The organism is Micromonospora sp. NPDC049240 (assembly GCF_040647835.1).
Taxonomy (GTDB): Bacteria; Actinomycetota; Actinomycetes; order Mycobacteriales; family Micromonosporaceae; genus Micromonospora.
In genome coordinates this window covers 224,594-238,652 of the sequence record NZ_JBEZCX010000001.1, presented here as the reverse complement: position 1 = coordinate 238,652, position 14,059 = coordinate 224,594, and the positions used below count along the sequence as shown (strand labels likewise).

General features: G+C 73.5%; 13 protein-coding genes. 4 read left to right on the top strand and 9 right to left on the bottom strand.

Going from position 1 to position 14,059, the window contains the following annotated elements; all coding sequences use genetic code 11:
• Positions 1–275 precede the first annotated feature (275 nt).
• A complete protein-coding gene (locus tag AB0B02_RS01100) occupies positions 276–659 on the bottom strand; it encodes a hypothetical protein (protein WP_281943045.1) in 384 nt (127 codons plus the stop codon).
• Positions 660–1,135: 476 nt separating this feature from the next.
• On the opposite strand from AB0B02_RS01100, the gene AB0B02_RS01095 reads away from it, so the two are divergent.
• Complete coding sequence (locus AB0B02_RS01095; RefSeq protein ID WP_357292662.1) at positions 1,136–2,218, top strand: EcsC family protein; 1,083 nt, start codon at positions 1,136–1,138, stop codon at positions 2,216–2,218.
• Positions 2,219–2,314: 96 nt separating this feature from the next.
• Positions 2,315–3,184: an alpha/beta hydrolase gene (locus tag AB0B02_RS01090; RefSeq protein WP_281943041.1), complete on the top strand. Its 870-nt coding sequence runs from the start codon at positions 2,315–2,317 to the stop codon at positions 3,182–3,184.
• A 92-nt stretch (positions 3,185–3,276) separates the two neighbouring features.
• On the opposite strand, the gene AB0B02_RS01085 is transcribed toward AB0B02_RS01090, so the two are convergent.
• From AB0B02_RS01085 to AB0B02_RS01070, 4 genes are all read right to left on the bottom strand, one after another.
• Positions 3,277–3,741, bottom strand: coding sequence for a hypothetical protein (locus AB0B02_RS01085; RefSeq protein ID WP_357292634.1), 465 nt, complete (start codon positions 3,739–3,741; stop codon positions 3,277–3,279).
• Positions 3,742–4,682: 941 nt separating this feature from the next.
• The gene (locus AB0B02_RS01080) at positions 4,683–5,402 is read right to left on the bottom strand and encodes a VOC family protein (RefSeq protein WP_357292629.1); all 720 of its coding nucleotides are present in this window, start codon (positions 5,400–5,402) and stop codon (positions 4,683–4,685) included.
• A gap of 128 nt (positions 5,403–5,530) precedes the next feature.
• Entirely contained in the window at positions 5,531–6,904 is a 1,374-nt protein-coding gene (locus tag AB0B02_RS01075; RefSeq protein WP_357292624.1) for a hypothetical protein, read from the bottom strand.
• A 79-nt stretch (positions 6,905–6,983) separates the two neighbouring features.
• The gene (locus tag AB0B02_RS01070) at positions 6,984–7,640 is read right to left on the bottom strand and encodes a 4'-phosphopantetheinyl transferase superfamily protein (RefSeq protein WP_281943032.1); all 657 of its coding nucleotides are present in this window, start codon (positions 7,638–7,640) and stop codon (positions 6,984–6,986) included.
• A gap of 120 nt (positions 7,641–7,760) precedes the next feature.
• Between AB0B02_RS01070 and AB0B02_RS01065 the strand changes: the two genes are divergently transcribed.
• Entirely contained in the window at positions 7,761–8,030 is a 270-nt protein-coding gene (locus tag AB0B02_RS01065) for a hypothetical protein (RefSeq protein ID WP_107157130.1), read from the top strand.
• A gap of 56 nt (positions 8,031–8,086) precedes the next feature.
• On the opposite strand, the gene AB0B02_RS01060 is transcribed toward AB0B02_RS01065, so the two are convergent.
• From AB0B02_RS01060 to AB0B02_RS01050, 3 genes are all read right to left on the bottom strand, one after another.
• Positions 8,087–8,860 carry a peptidase gene (locus AB0B02_RS01060; RefSeq protein ID WP_281943029.1) on the bottom strand — a complete coding sequence of 258 codons (774 nt, stop codon included), beginning with the start codon at positions 8,858–8,860 and terminating at the stop codon, positions 8,087–8,089.
• A gap of 2 nt (positions 8,861–8,862) precedes the next feature.
• Positions 8,863–10,152 carry a VWA domain-containing protein gene (locus tag AB0B02_RS01055; protein WP_357292604.1) on the bottom strand — a complete coding sequence of 430 codons (1,290 nt, stop codon included), beginning with the start codon at positions 10,150–10,152 and terminating at the stop codon, positions 8,863–8,865.
• A 359-nt stretch (positions 10,153–10,511) separates the two neighbouring features.
• Positions 10,512–12,185 (bottom strand): phospholipid carrier-dependent glycosyltransferase, encoded by a 1,674-nt coding sequence (locus AB0B02_RS01050; protein ID WP_357292596.1) that lies wholly within the window; start codon positions 12,183–12,185, stop codon positions 10,512–10,514.
• Between the two features lie 83 nt (positions 12,186–12,268).
• Here AB0B02_RS01050 and rsmI point away from each other — a divergent pair, with 83 nt between their 5' ends.
• Entirely contained in the window at positions 12,269–13,117 is an 849-nt protein-coding gene (gene rsmI / locus AB0B02_RS01045) for a 16S rRNA (cytidine(1402)-2'-O)-methyltransferase (RefSeq protein ID WP_281943024.1), read from the top strand.
• 108 nt (positions 13,118–13,225) lie between these two features.
• Here rsmI and AB0B02_RS01040 read toward each other — a convergent pair whose 3' ends face one another.
• Entirely contained in the window at positions 13,226–14,053 is an 828-nt protein-coding gene (locus AB0B02_RS01040; RefSeq protein WP_281943022.1) for a hypothetical protein, read from the bottom strand.
• Positions 14,054–14,059: the final 6 nt, after the last annotated feature.

Below are 14,059 nucleotides of genomic sequence, written 5' to 3'. Positions count from 1 at the left end.
CCCCGCAGGCTGATTGACGTCGGACGAGCCTCCACCCGATCCGTCCGCGGCCGGTTCGCGTCAATGGCGTGGGTGCGCCTGCACCATTGACGCCAATGGTCGGCGAAGTTCAAAGCGAGTGGGCGAGCGGCGAGGTTGCCGCAGACAGTTGGGATGCCGATCCCGCGTCATCCCGCTGCCTGCGGCAACCGCACCACATCGTTTATCGGTTCGTCCGACCAGACGACGCGTGGCGATGCCGTGGTGGCTTTCCGCGCGTCACTCGCCGGTTCGGATCAGGTCTTGTCCCGCTGCTCCCCACCGACAATCGCCGTGCAGCAGCCGGGGTTCGCCCAACCCTGCGCGGTGAGGTTCCAGACGATCGTCTGGCCCTCCGGGAAGTCGTAGTTGCAGGTCTTGGAGGTGCCCGCGCCGTTGCTGTTCACACACTGGCCGCTGCGGCTGCCCACCTGCCAGAAGGCGATTGCGGCCCGCCCGTCGCTCTCGTCGTCCCACACGGTGAACTTGTCGCCGTAGCTGCTGAAGTTCGCGTGCGCGATCCGGTTCGGCCAGAATCCGTAGATGGTGTCGCCGGAGTCGGCGAGTGCGGGGGTCGCGGATGCGGCAACAAGTGCCACCACAGCACTGGCGGTGAATCCGATCCTTCGGGCTATCTTCATGACGAACTCCGTTCCCGGGCACCGCATTCGGTGCCTTCATGGTTCGTTGAACACGACATCCGGGGAATCGGCACACCCGCCGCCCCCCAGCGATCTCCGCCGAGCATAGTCCACTGTGTCTACCCCCGTTCGAAAACGTCGATGGGTGATCGGTCGGTGACGCGGAGACTGCGATAGGAGCGCTCCCAAGCGCAGCTATCGGTAAAACCGCTAGAGTGCATGATAATCGCTGCTCTGGCCCTATTCGGACTGACTTATCGGGTGTCACCCGGCATGACAGGTTCAAATCCCGCGCAGTTCGACGGCCCGCCGTTGTCCTTTTCGGACTCGGCCCTGGTCGGCCATACCGCCCACCGCCACGGGTGGCCGCTCTTGAGTCGGATAGCCGCTTGTCGGATCGCTTGAGGGCCCGAGTCCCCGGCACCAGACTTGAGCGGGTTTTCACGAGTCGATGGGGGACGCTGATGCGGGAAGGCATGTCCGACTACGAGGCCCGGGCCTGGTCCAGCCTGCTGGAGAGCGAGCGGAAGCGCCGCGACGGCGTGCGGGCGCGCATGGTCGGCCAGGTCGCATCGCTCACCAGGCGTGCCGGCGAACAGATCAAGAAGATCCCCGGCGGGGGCAGGACCATGCAGTTCGGCGACGACACCATCATGAAGGCGCTGGAGGGCGGCTTCCGGGCGATCTTCCTGCCGGCCGTGCGCTCGGCGTCGCTGACGAAGCGGGCCGAGCGGTTGCGCCGTGACCACCCGGATCTGGCCGAGGGCTCGCCGTTCGGCTCGCTCGATCTCAAGGACCTCGACAAGGGTCGGCCCGCGATGACGATCCCGTTCGTCGGGGTGATCGAATCCGGCCTCGCCTCCGTCGCGGTCACCGGCGCCACGGTCAGCACCACCGTCAGCGGCGGCACGACGGCGGGAGTCGCGGTCGCCGCGGTGGCGTCGGACGTGGTGATCTCGCTGGCGCTGCTCGGCCGGGCGGTGGCGGAGGTGGCGGTCCACTACGGCTACGACCCACGGGACCCCGAGGAGGAGTTGTTCCTGATGGGGGTCCTGAACTACAGCATGGCGTCGTCGTCCGCGAGCAAGACGGCAGCGCTCGCGAGCCTGTCGCGCCTCACCCAGCAGATGATGCGCCGCGCCACGTGGAGCCAGTTGGGCCGGGACCCCCTCGTCCGGATCATCCAGCAGATCTTCAAGCTGCTCGGGCTGCGGCTGGTCCGGACGCGGCTGGCGAACGTCGTGCCGATCGCCGGCGCGCTCGTCGCCGCCGGGCTCAGCTTCGCCATGCTCCAGTCGGCCATCGAGGACGCGACCCGGCTCTACCGCGCCCGCTACCTGGCGGAGAAGCACGGTCTGTCGTGGGAGGAGTGGATCACGAAGTCGACGTCGGCGGCGGACGCGGCGGAGCCCGCCCCGCAGGCGGACGCGACGGTGGTCGAGGTCGACGAACTGCTCGACGACGTCACGTCCGTCGGGCAGGGCGACTCGTCCGTCGGGAAGGAGGCCGACGTCGTCCGGCCCGCCTCGGACGACCGGCTGAACGGTCCCCGCGGCTGACGGGTGGCGGTGGGCGTGGACACCGCCGTGAGCCGCACCAGCATGGGAATCCCGGCGGACCGATGACTTTCCGGGCCGACGACTGTCGACCGGAGCATGACCACGCACACGCTCCAGACACCCGACGTCGATCTCGTCTACGACGTGCACGCCCCGAACACCACCACCGGCGCGCACCGGCCGCTGCTCATGATCGGCCAGCCGATGTGCGCCGACGGCTTCGCGGCGCTGGCCTCGTACTTCCCGGACCGGACCGTGATCACCTACGATCCGCGCGGGCTCGGCCGCAGCGTGCGTCGGGACGGCCGGACCGACTCCGTGCCCGAGACCCAGGCCGGCGACGTACGGGCCGTCGTCGACGCGCTCGGCACGGGCCCGGTCGACATGTTCGCCAGCAGCGGCGGCGCGGTGACCGCGCTCGCCCTCGTCGCGGCGTACCCGGACACGGTGGGCACGCTGGTGGCGCACGAGCCGCCGCTCGTCACGCTGCTGCCCGACGCGGACGCCGCCGCGCGGGCCACCGCGGCCTGCCAGGAGGCGTACCAGAAGAACGGCTGGGGTGCCGGCATGGCCGCGTTCGTGGCCATGACGTCGTGGCGCGGCGAGTTCACCGACGACTACTTCGCCCGGCCCCTGCCCGACCCGGCGGCGTTCGGGATGCCGGTCGAGGACGACGGCTCCCGGGACGACCCGCTGCTCTCCGACCGGTCCGCGGCGGTCACCAGCTACCGGCCCGACGTCGACGCGCTCCGTGTGGCACCGACCCGGCTGGTCATCGCGGTGGGCGAGGAGTCGGCGGACACGTTCACCGGCCGCACGTCGGTGGCGACGGCCGAGCTGCTCGGCGGGCGGCCGGCGGTCTTCCCGAGCCACCACGGCGGCTTCGTCGGTGGGGAGGGCGGCTACGCCGGCCAGCCGGAGGCGTTCGCCCGCCGGCTGCGCGAGATCCTCGACGGCCAGGGCTGACCGGTCGGCCCCGGCCTTCCCGCCCGGCCACCACGTCGCGGGCGTCGCCGGCGAGCCGGTCACCGCACGACGGCGTCGCGGTCGCCGCGGCCTCAGGCCCGGCGCAGCTCGGTGACCATGACCGGGTAGGGGCCGGCCGGCGTGTCGGGGCCGGCCTGGTCCGCCGGGACCACGTTCTCCATCACCAGCCGCAGCGTCACCGGGTCGGCGGCGTCCAGCGTGATTCGCCACCCCCAACCGCCGGCGTACTCGGCGGCCAGCTCGATCGCCGACGCCGCGCCCGTCGCGCCGGTGAGCGTCATCGCGGTGGGCTGCTGGTGCCACGAGTCGCCCCACCAGGCGGCCAGCGAACCCGGCTGCTCCCCGCTGGCGATCACGAGCAGGCCGTCCTGCGGGCCGTCGTCCGGATGCGTCCACGCGTACGCCACGGTGGTCAGGTGGCCGCCGGCAGCGGTCGCCACGGTCAGCGTGGCCGGCGACTCGGCGAACGGATCGGCGGGCAGCATCCGGAAACCGTTGGTGCCGGCCCAGGAGCCGGTGGCGTCAGCGATGATCACCGGCCCAGCATAGGGGCGCGGAAGTCGACGACTGCCCGCAGGCGGGCGCGGGGTTTACCCGGCAGTTGAGGTGGACGCTCGTCCACGGTCACCGCCCTGCCGACCATCCGGCAGCTATGCGGCACGCCACCTCGGTTGATCCTCACCGGCCTTGCGCGTACAGCGCATCAACGTGCCCTTGGCGGTGTGGCCGAGTGCGCCCTCCGGCTTGCAGAAGGCACCCGGATGAACGGAGCCCTGGACCGTGCTGTGGGACGGCTTGGTGGTCCGAGGCGCGCTGGTGGTCCGCTTCGGCGTCGGTCGAGGGCTGGTGCGCGTCGGCTTCGGCTTGGGGGTGGGTCTTGCGGCGGCAGTTCGTGGCGCCGGATTCGGGGACCCGGTCGTCGGGGATGCCGACGGGGACTCGACCGGCGTGATGACCGAAGGGGAGCCAGCAGGGGAAGCGACCGCTGCCGGGCTGTCGCCGCCGTTAATCGAGGGCGAGACCGCGGCGATCGATGTCGGCTTCTCGTCCGTGGAGCCGCTTACTGCGGCGACCCCGCCGCCGCAGCAGCAGAGCACCAGCACGCCCGAGGCCACGACCGCGACCCTCGCGCCGCTGGAGAGCCGGCGCCACCAGGACTGTCTCGGAGCGGGATACGCCGGGCGGGGACCCGGGACCTGCGGTGATGGGTTCGTCACGCACCACAGTCTGCTTGCGTGCGCAACGATTGCCAGCGGTCAATCGGTGCGCTCCACATCGACGCTGCGGCAGCGTCCGGCGACGACGAGTCGCGGGATTCGGACAAGCGGTGGGCCCCGGTGGCGCCCGGTCGACCGCCCCCCGACCGGTGACCGACGACGGCCAGCCGATCGGCCCGCCGCGACACCGCCATAGATCTTGGTACTGGGCCGTCCTCGCCAGGGCCGTTCCGCACCAAGATCTCGTGCGGCGGGAACGACTACTCCGGTGGCAGCAGGGCGGTCAGGTCGGCGGCGTGCCGCAGCGTGTCGGCCAGCCGGCCGTGCAGCGCCTCGTCCAGCGGCACCGCGTCGGCCCGCCGCAGCAGCCCACGCGCAACCGCCGGCTCGTCCAGCAGCAGCGCCAGCTCGGCGCGGTAGACGAGCGCCTCGACGTGGACGGCCGGGTTGTCGGCGGCGTCGGGCCGGGCCAGCGCGCCGTCGAGGATCCGGGCGGCCTGCTCGGGCATCCCGCGCGAGTCGGCCTGCACCACCGCGTTCCGCAGGGCCCGGGCCAGCCCGGCCCGGTCGTCGTCCGCGTTCGGGGTGGCGGCCCGGGCCACGAACCGGATCCAGTTGCCGCCGGGGTCGACGATGCTGAACCCGGTGTGCCCGTCGGCGTTGTGCCGGAGCCGGGGGCGCGTCATCCGGGGCACGCCGGAGACGAGCACCTTGCCGTAGGTGGCACGCAGGCCCGCCGCGAAGGCCCGGTGGATGCCGACCGGATCGTCCACCACGACCAGGCAACTGCCGTACGAGGTGGCCGGATCGAACTCCGGCATGCCGAAGAAGTGCAGGTTCAGATCCTCCCGGCGCAGCGCCAGGTACGGGTTGGGGCGCGCCTGCCGGTGCGTCACCTCGAAACCGAGGGCCCGGTAGAACGGCGCGACGTCGTCCAGGGAGCGGCACGGCAGCAGCGGGATGGTGGTCTCGTTCGCCATCCGTCGAGCCTGGCGGCCGGCGAGTGGCACACGCACATGAAAAGACCCGAACGGTCCGGCGGCACCGACCGAACGGCCCTCGGGGCCGGCCCTCGACGGGACCGGCCCCGGGCGGGGTCACGCGCCGGTCAGGGCTTCCAGGACCCGGCGGTACGCAGGTGGTGCTCGTACTCGACGACGCCGTTGCGGTCCTTGACGTCGAAGATGAGCTGACCGCTGCGCTTGGAACCGGCCGGCAGGTTGTTGCCGGAGGTCATCAGCTTGCCGCAGCCGGAGAACGCGCCGGCGATGCCGCTCTCCTCGGTGCCGTCCGCGCCCTTCCAGGTGAAGAAGAACGGGTTGATCGAGCCGGTGCCCTTGGTGACCTCGGCGGACACGTCGGCGATCAGGAACGTGCCGTTCTTCGGGGCGGACGCGTACTCCCGGCAGGCGCTGTCCTTGGTCCGGAAGTTGCCGACGATGATCTCCACCGTGCCCTCGTCGTCGTTGACGATCAGCTTGTCGCCGGCGGGCATGTTGAACGTCTCGTCGTCGGTCGTGCCCGGCTGGGGCGTGGTGACGGACGGGTCACCGGTGGGCGGCGGGGGATCGATCGGGTTGCTGTAGCTGATGTCCGGGGTGGGCAGCGTGTCGATCGCTTCCTTGGTCTTCTTCGCGCCGCTGTAGAGCGCGAAGATCCCACCGCCGCAGCAGAGCAGCAGCAGGACCACCACCACGATGCCGACGGTGAGCCAGACGTTCCGGCCGGACTTCTTCGCCGGTGGCCCGAACGGCTGCCCCGGTGGCGGGTACGGCCCGGTCGCCGGGTACGCCTCACCGCCCGGCGGCGGATACTGCCCACCCGGCGGCGGGTACGGCGCGCCCGACGTGGGCGGATACGGCGGCTGCGCCCCGCCCGGCGGCGGGTAGCCACCCGGCGGCGGGTAGCCACCTGCCTGCGGGTAACCCTCCGCCTGCGGGTAGCCGCCCGCCTGCGGGTAATCCTCCGCCTGCGGGTAGCCGCCCGCCTGCGGGTACGCCCCACCCGGCGGGTACGGCGCGCCCGACGTCGGTGGCGCCGGCGGGTACGCCTCGGTGGACGGTGGCGGCGGGAACGCCTGGGTCGACGGCGCCGGCGGATAGGCCTGGGTCGGCGGGGCCGGCGGGATCGCCTGGGTCGGTGGGGCCGGCGGGATCGCCTCGGTCGGCGGGGCCGGCGGGATCGCCTCGGTCGGCGGCTGGGGCGCGCCGGAGGTCGGCTGGGACGGGAACGCCTCGGTGGCCTGGGCCGGCGGGAACGCCTGGGTCGGCGGGGCCGGCGGCTGGGGCGGCCCGGAGACCGGCGGCTGGGGCGGGTGGGGCGCGCCCGAGATGGGGGCCGTCGGCGCGTCCGAGGTCGGCGGCGGCGCCCAGGGGCTGCCGGACACCGGCGGCATCGGCGCGGTGGGGAACGCCTGCGTCGGCGGTTCCTGCGGCTGCTGGTCCGGGTCCTGTGACCCGGACGGAGGCTGAGGGTGGCTCACCGTACTCCTTGGGCACCTTCGGGAGGAGATTTCAGTCGGGACGACGGTACAAGCCGTCGACAACGCCGCCGTCCGGCCCTCACCGACGTGCCAGGACGGCGGCGGTACGGATCAGGTCGTCGTCCACCACGAACCGTCCGGTGATCGACGACGGCGGATCGGGCACCGGGGCGGCGGCGAGCCGGGCCGGCGCGATCTCGGCGCGGAACGTGCCCGCGTCGGGGTCGAGCGTGAGCCGGGCGTCCGGGAAGCCCAACCAGGTGCCGACGAGCGGGTACCAGACCTTGTAGACGGTCTCCTTGGCGCTGAACAGCACGGTCGGCCAGGGGAGCCCGGACGGCAGCCGGACCAGGTCCGCCTCCTCGTCGGGGCGGCACACCTTCCGGCGTACCCCCGGGGTGAGCGGGCGGTGCCGCTCGGCGTCGATGCCGACCGCGCGCACGTCGGTGGCGCGGGCGACGGCGGCGGCGCAGTAGCCCTGGGTGTGGGTGATCGCTCCGACGACGCCGGCCGGCCAGACCGGGGCGCGGTCCGGGCCGGTGGGCAGCGGCGTGACCGGCAGGCCGAGCGCGGCGAGCGCCCGGCGGGCACACGTCCGGCCGGCGGTGAAGTCGCGCCGGCGACGGGGCACCGCGCGGTCGCCCAGGCCGGCCCGCTCGGCCGGCAGCAGCGTGCCGGACCAGTCGGCCGGACCGGCCACCGCCACCGCCACGGTGGACGGCAACAGGTCACGCACGTGCGTCAGTGGGTGACGGGGACACGCGGTGACCGTACCGTAACGGCGAAGCGCAGTGTGGCGCTGAAGGAACGTTGTGGGGGGAGGCAGCGTCATCGACATCGATGGAAGGAGTGGCCGATGGCCCCCTGTGTGGAGGCGTCGGAACCACGGTCCGGCGAGCACGTCCCCGTGACGCCCGACTGGACCTGCGGCTCGTGCGGCGAAGACTGGCCCTGTGCCACCAAACGCCGGAACCTGCTGATCGAGTACCAGGTGGACCGGGCGTCGCTGAGCGTCTATCTCGGTTCCTGCCTGGCGGCCGCCACGCACGACCTGCGTGCCGCGCCGGTCACCGCGTTGCAGGACCGGTTCATCGGCTGGGTGCCGCGCGGTTCGCGTACGGTCTGAGTGTGGCGCTTCCGGTGGCCGCCGCGTCGGGTTCGCGGCGGCCACCGGTCGCGGTCTCAGCGGCGGCGGGGCCGCCGGGTGAGGGCGAAGCCGACCACGCCGGCCACGGCGGCGAGCACCCCGCCCACGCTGGTCCACACCCAGCGCGAGCCGGCTTCGGGGAGCCAGCCGGTCAGGTCGGTCTCCTCCTCGGCGGCCGGCTCCGGCGTCGGCTCGGCGGTCAGCACCGTCCCGGCCCGCGTGTTCGGCACCAGTGGCGCCGCCAGTTCACCGTCGTCACCGGACGCGCCGCCGGAGTCGGTCGCGCCGGCCAGCAGGTCCACCTCGATCGGCAGGCCCAGGTCGGGCTCGGGCAGGTCGGTGACGGAGAGCCGGACGTAGTAGGTGCCGGGCAGCGGGTCGCCGGACCACGGCTCGGCCCACGGCCGCACCCGGCGCAGCGTGCAGCCGAGCGTCACGCCGGTCGCCGACGCGTCCACGGTGGGGGTCTGCGCGCCGGCCGTGCACGCCTGCCGTCGACGCAGCCCGTCGAACACGTCGACCGTCCAGGTGGACGGGCCGGTGCGCGGCTTTCCGAAGGCGACCGTGACGCCGACCTCGTGCACCTGCCCGGCCTCGGCCCGGAACGACCAGTACAGGTGGTCGCCGGTCGAGGCGCCGACCCGTACCGGCTGGCCGGCGGTGATGGTCGTGGCGGTGAGGAACGAGGTGCCGGCCTTGGTCACGGTGGTCGCGCCCGGGGACGGGCTCGGTGCGGCGAGGGCGGCGCCGGGCGCGAGCGCGAGGCCGGCGGCGGCGGTCGCCGCGGCGACGCGGATGAGCGTACGCATCCTCAGTTCTCCCTCCAGGTGGCGACCCACCAGCGGGTGAGCAGCCCGGCGACCAGGCCGGTGACGAGGCCGGCCAGGGTGAGCAGGAGCAGCAGGGCCCAGCCGCGGCCCAGGTCCGGCCCGTCCGGGGCGGGGGAGGCGGCGACCACGTCCACGGTCAGCTCCACCGGCATGCCCGGTTCGGCGCGGGTGCCGGCGCGGGCCGCGAACGAGTTGCTGACCACCAGGCAGACGGTCCGGGCCGCCGCGGTCGCGCTCGGGGTGGGCGTCGGGCCCGCCGCGTCCTCCTCCTCGGCGGCCGACCAGCGCAGGCCGGCCGAGACCACGTCGGTACGCCCGCTGCCGGCGTCGACGCCGCGCACCAGTTCCCGCCCGTCCGGCGCGGTGGCCCGCAGCAGCACGCCGTAGTCCGGGTTCACCGGCCGGTCCAGCCCGATGCTGACCGAGGCGCGCAGCTCCTGCCCGGCACGCACCGGCACCCGGTACCAGCGGTGCTCGGAGAACGCCTCCCGGTCGGTGTAGACGCCGGGCGCGAGCAGCGGCGCGTCCGCGCAGGCCGCCGTGCCGCCGACCACCGCCGGGGTGACCGTGTACGTGTCGCGGGCCCGGTCGACGAGCTGCTTGATCCGGCCGGTCAACTCGTCGGCGCTCTGCGCCGCGGTGTAGGTGCCGCCGGTGGCGCCGGCGATGCAGAGCAACTGCCGGCGTACCTTCTCGTCGGGGGCGAGGCCGAGCGTGTCGACCACCAGCCGGGTGCCCTGCGCGGCCAGCTCGCGGGCCACCTCGCACGGGTCGGGCGGGGCGCAGGTGTCCTCGCCGTCGGTGATGAGCACGATCCGGCGGGCGGTGCTGCCGGTGCCCAGGTCCTGCGCGGCGGAGCGCAGCGCCAGCCCGACCGGGGTGAAACCGGTGGGGCGCAGCCCGGCGACGGCGGCCTTGGCCTGGGACCGGTCCACCGGGCCGACCGGCACGATCTGCTGGGTGTCCCGGCAGCCCTGCTTCTTGTCCTTGCCCCGGTAGGTGGCGCCGAGCACCCGGATGCCGAGCTGCGTCTCGTCGGGCAGGCCGTCGACCACCTCGTTGAACGCCTGTTGGGCGACGCTGATCCGACTGCGCCCGTCGATGTCGCGGGCCCGCATCGAGCCGCTGACGTCGAGCACCAGCTCGACCTTGGGTGGTTCGGCGGCGGGTTCGGTGGTCTCGTCGTCGGCCCCGGCGGGGCTCGGACCGATCAGCGCGATCGCCGCCAGCAGTCCCCACAGGACGGCCGTCGATCGTCTCTTGTTGATCACCGGGCGAGTGTAGTGAGATCCACAATGGAAGATCATCCGGGTGGTGGGTGCGACCCGGTCGACGATGGTGTCGAACTCGTTATGTTCCCGGGGGATGACCCACCGTTAGCTACCCGATGTAAACCTTTCGGGGGGTGGCGCGTTGGTCGGGAATCTGACTGAGCTGCACCCGTTGTGCGGCCGGCGCAGTGTGGTTAAGCTCTGTCTTGCGCGCCCCAATCGCCCGCTTCCCCCGTGGCAGGCGATCGGGGCGCGCTTTTTTCTGCCCCAGCCCGCCAAGCAGATCGGCGGCGCGGGCGCAAGCACATTTCGGCCCGGTGGAGAGGTCTCCACCGGGCCGTCGTGCGTTCAGGCCGCGGTCAGATCCAGCGGCCGTCCAGCCACATCCGGGCGGACCAGTCCGCGTACGGCAGCAGCTTCCCCACGAAGATCGGATAGAAGTAGCCGAAACAGAGCGCGACCAGCAGCACGTAGGCGCCCGCGATGATGCCGCCGACCAGACGGCGGTCATTGGTCTGCTCCTCGCTCGGCGGCGCGGCCGTGCCGGTGACCGGCGCGGGGGTGACGATCGCGCCCAGCACGTAGACCACGGCGAGCACCAGGAACGGCACTGCCGGCGCGGCGTAGAACGAGAACATCGTCCGGCCGTCGAGCGCGAACCAGAACCAGGGCAGCAGCCCGGCCGCCGCGCACAGCAGGATCGCCCCGGCCCGCCAGTCCCGCCGGGCCAGGCCCAGCCAGACGGTCGCGGCCAGCGCCGGCAGGAACGACCACCAGAGCAGCGGGGTGCCCAGCAGCAGCACCTCGGAGGCGCAGCTCGCCGCGCCGCAGTTGCCGTCACCGGACCAGGCGAACGCCACCGGCCGGCCCAGCAGCAGCCACTGCCACGGCCAGGACTGGTACTTGTGCGGGTCGTCGAGCTGGGTGTGGAAGCCGTACGCGGCCTTGTGGTATTCCCACAGGTTGATCAGCGCGCCGAACACGGGCGTGTCGCTCAGGCCCTCGACGTTCGGGTAGCGGCTGGCCAGACGGTAGTAACCCTCGTCGCTCAGCAGCCAACCCGACCAGGTGGCCACGTAGGTCACCACCATCAGCACGCCGGCCGCGAGCAGCCAGGGCAGCTCGTCGAGGACGGCGTCCCGCCACGGGCGGCGGACCCCGGCCGACCGGCGGACCCCGACCTCCCAGAGCAGCACCAGCAGCGCGAACGCCGGCACGAAATAGATCCCGCTCCACTTCACCGAGCAGGCGCAGCCGAGCAGCACGCCGGCGAGCAGCCGCCACCACGGCCAGTTCCGCCAGCCCGACGCCGGCCGGCCGGCGCGCCCCGGCACGGTCGGGTCGAGGCCGGCCGCCAGCGCCAGGGACCAGCGTCGCCGCCGGGCGTCCCGGTCGAGCACCAGCGCGCCGAACGCGGCCAGCACGAACAGCAGCAGGAAGATGTCGAGGATCGCGGTGCGGGACAGCACCAGGTGGAAACCGTCGAGCGCGAGCAGCAGACCCGCCGCGCAGCCGAGCGTGGTGGAGCGGAACATCCGCCGGCCGATGCGCACCAGCAGCAGCACCGACAGCGTGCCGCACACCGCCGCGCCGAACCGCCAGCCGAACTCCGGGGCGGTGGTCATCAGGTGCCCCGGCACCGAGATGTTGGTCTCGGCGTCCTGGTAGCCGAAGGCCCACTCGCCGAGCCCGATCAGCCACTTGCCCAGCGGCGGGTGGACCACGTACGACGGGCCGTTGTCCTTGTAGTTCCACTCGACGCCCCGGTCGATGAGCCCGTACGCGTCCTTGGCGTAGTAGGTCTCGTCGAAGATCTTGCCCGAGGGGTGGCCGAGCCCGACGAAGCGCAGGATCGCGGCGATCGCCACCACCACGGCGGTGGCCAGCCACGCCTGCCCCCGGCCCAGATGGTCGTCGACCGTGGCGAGCCGACGCCGGACCGCGGCCGGGATGCCACCCCCGCCGTCGTCGCCCGGTGAGCCGGCGGCCCGGTCGGTGGTGGAGGGCTCCTGTGCTGTCGAGGCACTCGTCACCCGGCGATCGTAGGCTGCGAGGGTGCCCGGTGGCGTCCATCGTCTCCGAAATTGGTACGACCATCGATGAGGGAGCGCACGCCGTGGGGGAAATGTCCGAGGTGGGACGGTTGGTGCTGCTCGGCGCGCCGCTGGGCAACCCGGCCGACGCGTCCACCCGGTTCCGCGAGGTGCTCGCCACCGCCGACGTGGTCGCCGCCGAGGACACCCGGCGGCTCACCCGGCTGGCCCGCGACCTCGACATCACCGTGCCCGGCCGGATCGTCTCCTACTTCGAGGGCAACGAGGAACGGCGTACCCCGGAACTCGCCGAGGTGCTCACCGCCGGCTACACCATCGCGCTGGTCACCGACGGCGGCATGCCGAGCGTCTCCGACCCCGGCTACCGGCTGGTGCGGGCCGCGCTGGAGGCCGGCGTCCCGGTCACCGCCGCCCCCGGCCCGAGCGCGGTCACCACCGCGCTGGCGCTGTCCGGGCTGCCCTGCGACCGGTTCTGCTTCGAGGGCTTCCTGCCCCGCACCCCCGGCGCCCGCCGTTCCCGGCTGCGCGCGCTGGCCGGCGAGGAACGCACGCTGGTGCTCTTCGAGGCGACCCACCGGATCGCCGGGGCGCTTGCCGACCTGGCCGAGGCGTTCGGCCCGGACCGGCCCGCCGCGCTCTGCCGCGAGCTGACCAAGACCTACGAGGAAGTGGTCCGCCGGCCCCTGGGCGAGCTGGCCGAGTGGGCCGCCGCGGGCGACGTACGCGGCGAGATCACGCTGGTGGTGGCCGGTGCGCCGGCGACCCCGGCGGTCCGCCCCGACGACGACGCGCTGCGCGCCGCGGTGGCCGAGCGCGAGGCGGCCGGGGCGTCCCGGCGGGACGCGATCACCGAGGTCGCGACCGCATACGGGCTGCGCCGCCGCGACGTCTACGCGGTCGTGCACCGCTGAGGCTGAGCCGCCGTGTGTGTGTAAGGAGGGGCCCCCTTTTAACACCTCGTTGTTAGAGGGGTCCCCTTCTCTACCGGAGGCGTTAGCAAGGGGCCCCTCCTTGCACCATCACCAGGCGGCGGCGAGGAAGCCGATCAGGATCAGCAGGGGGCCGGCCACGGCCAGGCCGACCGCCCAGCGCCGCTGTCGCGGGTCCGTCAGTCGGGTCGCGCCGGTCCATCGGGCGATCCCGGCGGCGCAGCCCGCCACCAGGGCCAGCCCGAGCAGCCAGCGCAGGTGCCGCCCGACGCCGGAGTCCGCGTACGCGGTGGCGCCGCCCGGTCCGGTCATCCGGGCCGGCAACGTGCTGCCGGTGGCGGTGTGTCCGGCGGGCACGCCGCTGACCCGTACGCCCTGCGCCTGGAAGCGGTCGCCGTCGGCCTGGAAGATGCCCCGGCAGCGTTGGGTGAGTCCGTCGCCCGCGCACTCGGTGATCATCACGGTGCCGCCCGTCGAGTGCCCCACCGCCAGCCAGAACGGGCCGGCGCTCACCCAGGCGAAGAACGCGGCGAGCAGACTCAGCGTCACCAGCACGGCGAGCCCGGCGGGCGGGTCCGGCGGGTGGACCGGGCGGGCCGGCTCCCGCCGGGCGCGGATCCGGACGGTCCGGCGGCGCGGCTCGTCGCGCAGCGGCGTGCCGTCCCAGTGCACCTCCTCGATCGGCGCCCAGCCGGTCGCCTCGTCGCCGGCCGGGGCGGACCGCCGCTGCCAGCGCGGCTGCCGCACCGGCACCCGGCGCGGCACGGCGTCCACCGGCGCCCCGGTGGTCGGCTCCACCTCCACCGTCGGATCCACCGGGTCCACCCGGGGCTGCGGGGCGACCGGCGTGCCGCGCGGCGCGGCCCGGGCGGACGCGGACGGCTCGGGCGCCGCTGGTCTGCTGGTCACGCCGTTCATTCCACA

What these genes read in the sequence shown, in the direction of transcription:
- AB0B02_RS01065 (WP_107157130.1), top strand. Translation starts at nt 7,761, where the DNA reads ATGGCCCCCTGTGTGGAGGCGTCGGAACCACGGTCCGGCGAGCACGTC.
- AB0B02_RS01090 (WP_281943041.1), top strand. Translation starts at nt 2,315, where the DNA reads ATGACCACGCACACGCTCCAGACACCCGACGTCGATCTCGTCTACGAC.
- AB0B02_RS01095 (WP_357292662.1), top strand. Translation starts at nt 1,136, where the DNA reads ATGTCCGACTACGAGGCCCGGGCCTGGTCCAGCCTGCTGGAGAGCGAG.
- AB0B02_RS01040 (WP_281943022.1), bottom strand. Translation starts at nt 14,053, where the DNA reads ATGAACGGCGTGACCAGCAGACCAGCGGCGCCCGAGCCGTCCGCGTCC.
- AB0B02_RS01100 (WP_281943045.1), bottom strand. Translation starts at nt 659, where the DNA reads ATGAAGATAGCCCGAAGGATCGGATTCACCGCCAGTGCTGTGGTGGCA.
- AB0B02_RS01060 (WP_281943029.1), bottom strand. Translation starts at nt 8,860, where the DNA reads ATGCGTACGCTCATCCGCGTCGCCGCGGCGACCGCCGCCGCCGGCCTC.
- AB0B02_RS01080 (WP_357292629.1), bottom strand. Translation starts at nt 5,402, where the DNA reads ATGGCGAACGAGACCACCATCCCGCTGCTGCCGTGCCGCTCCCTGGAC.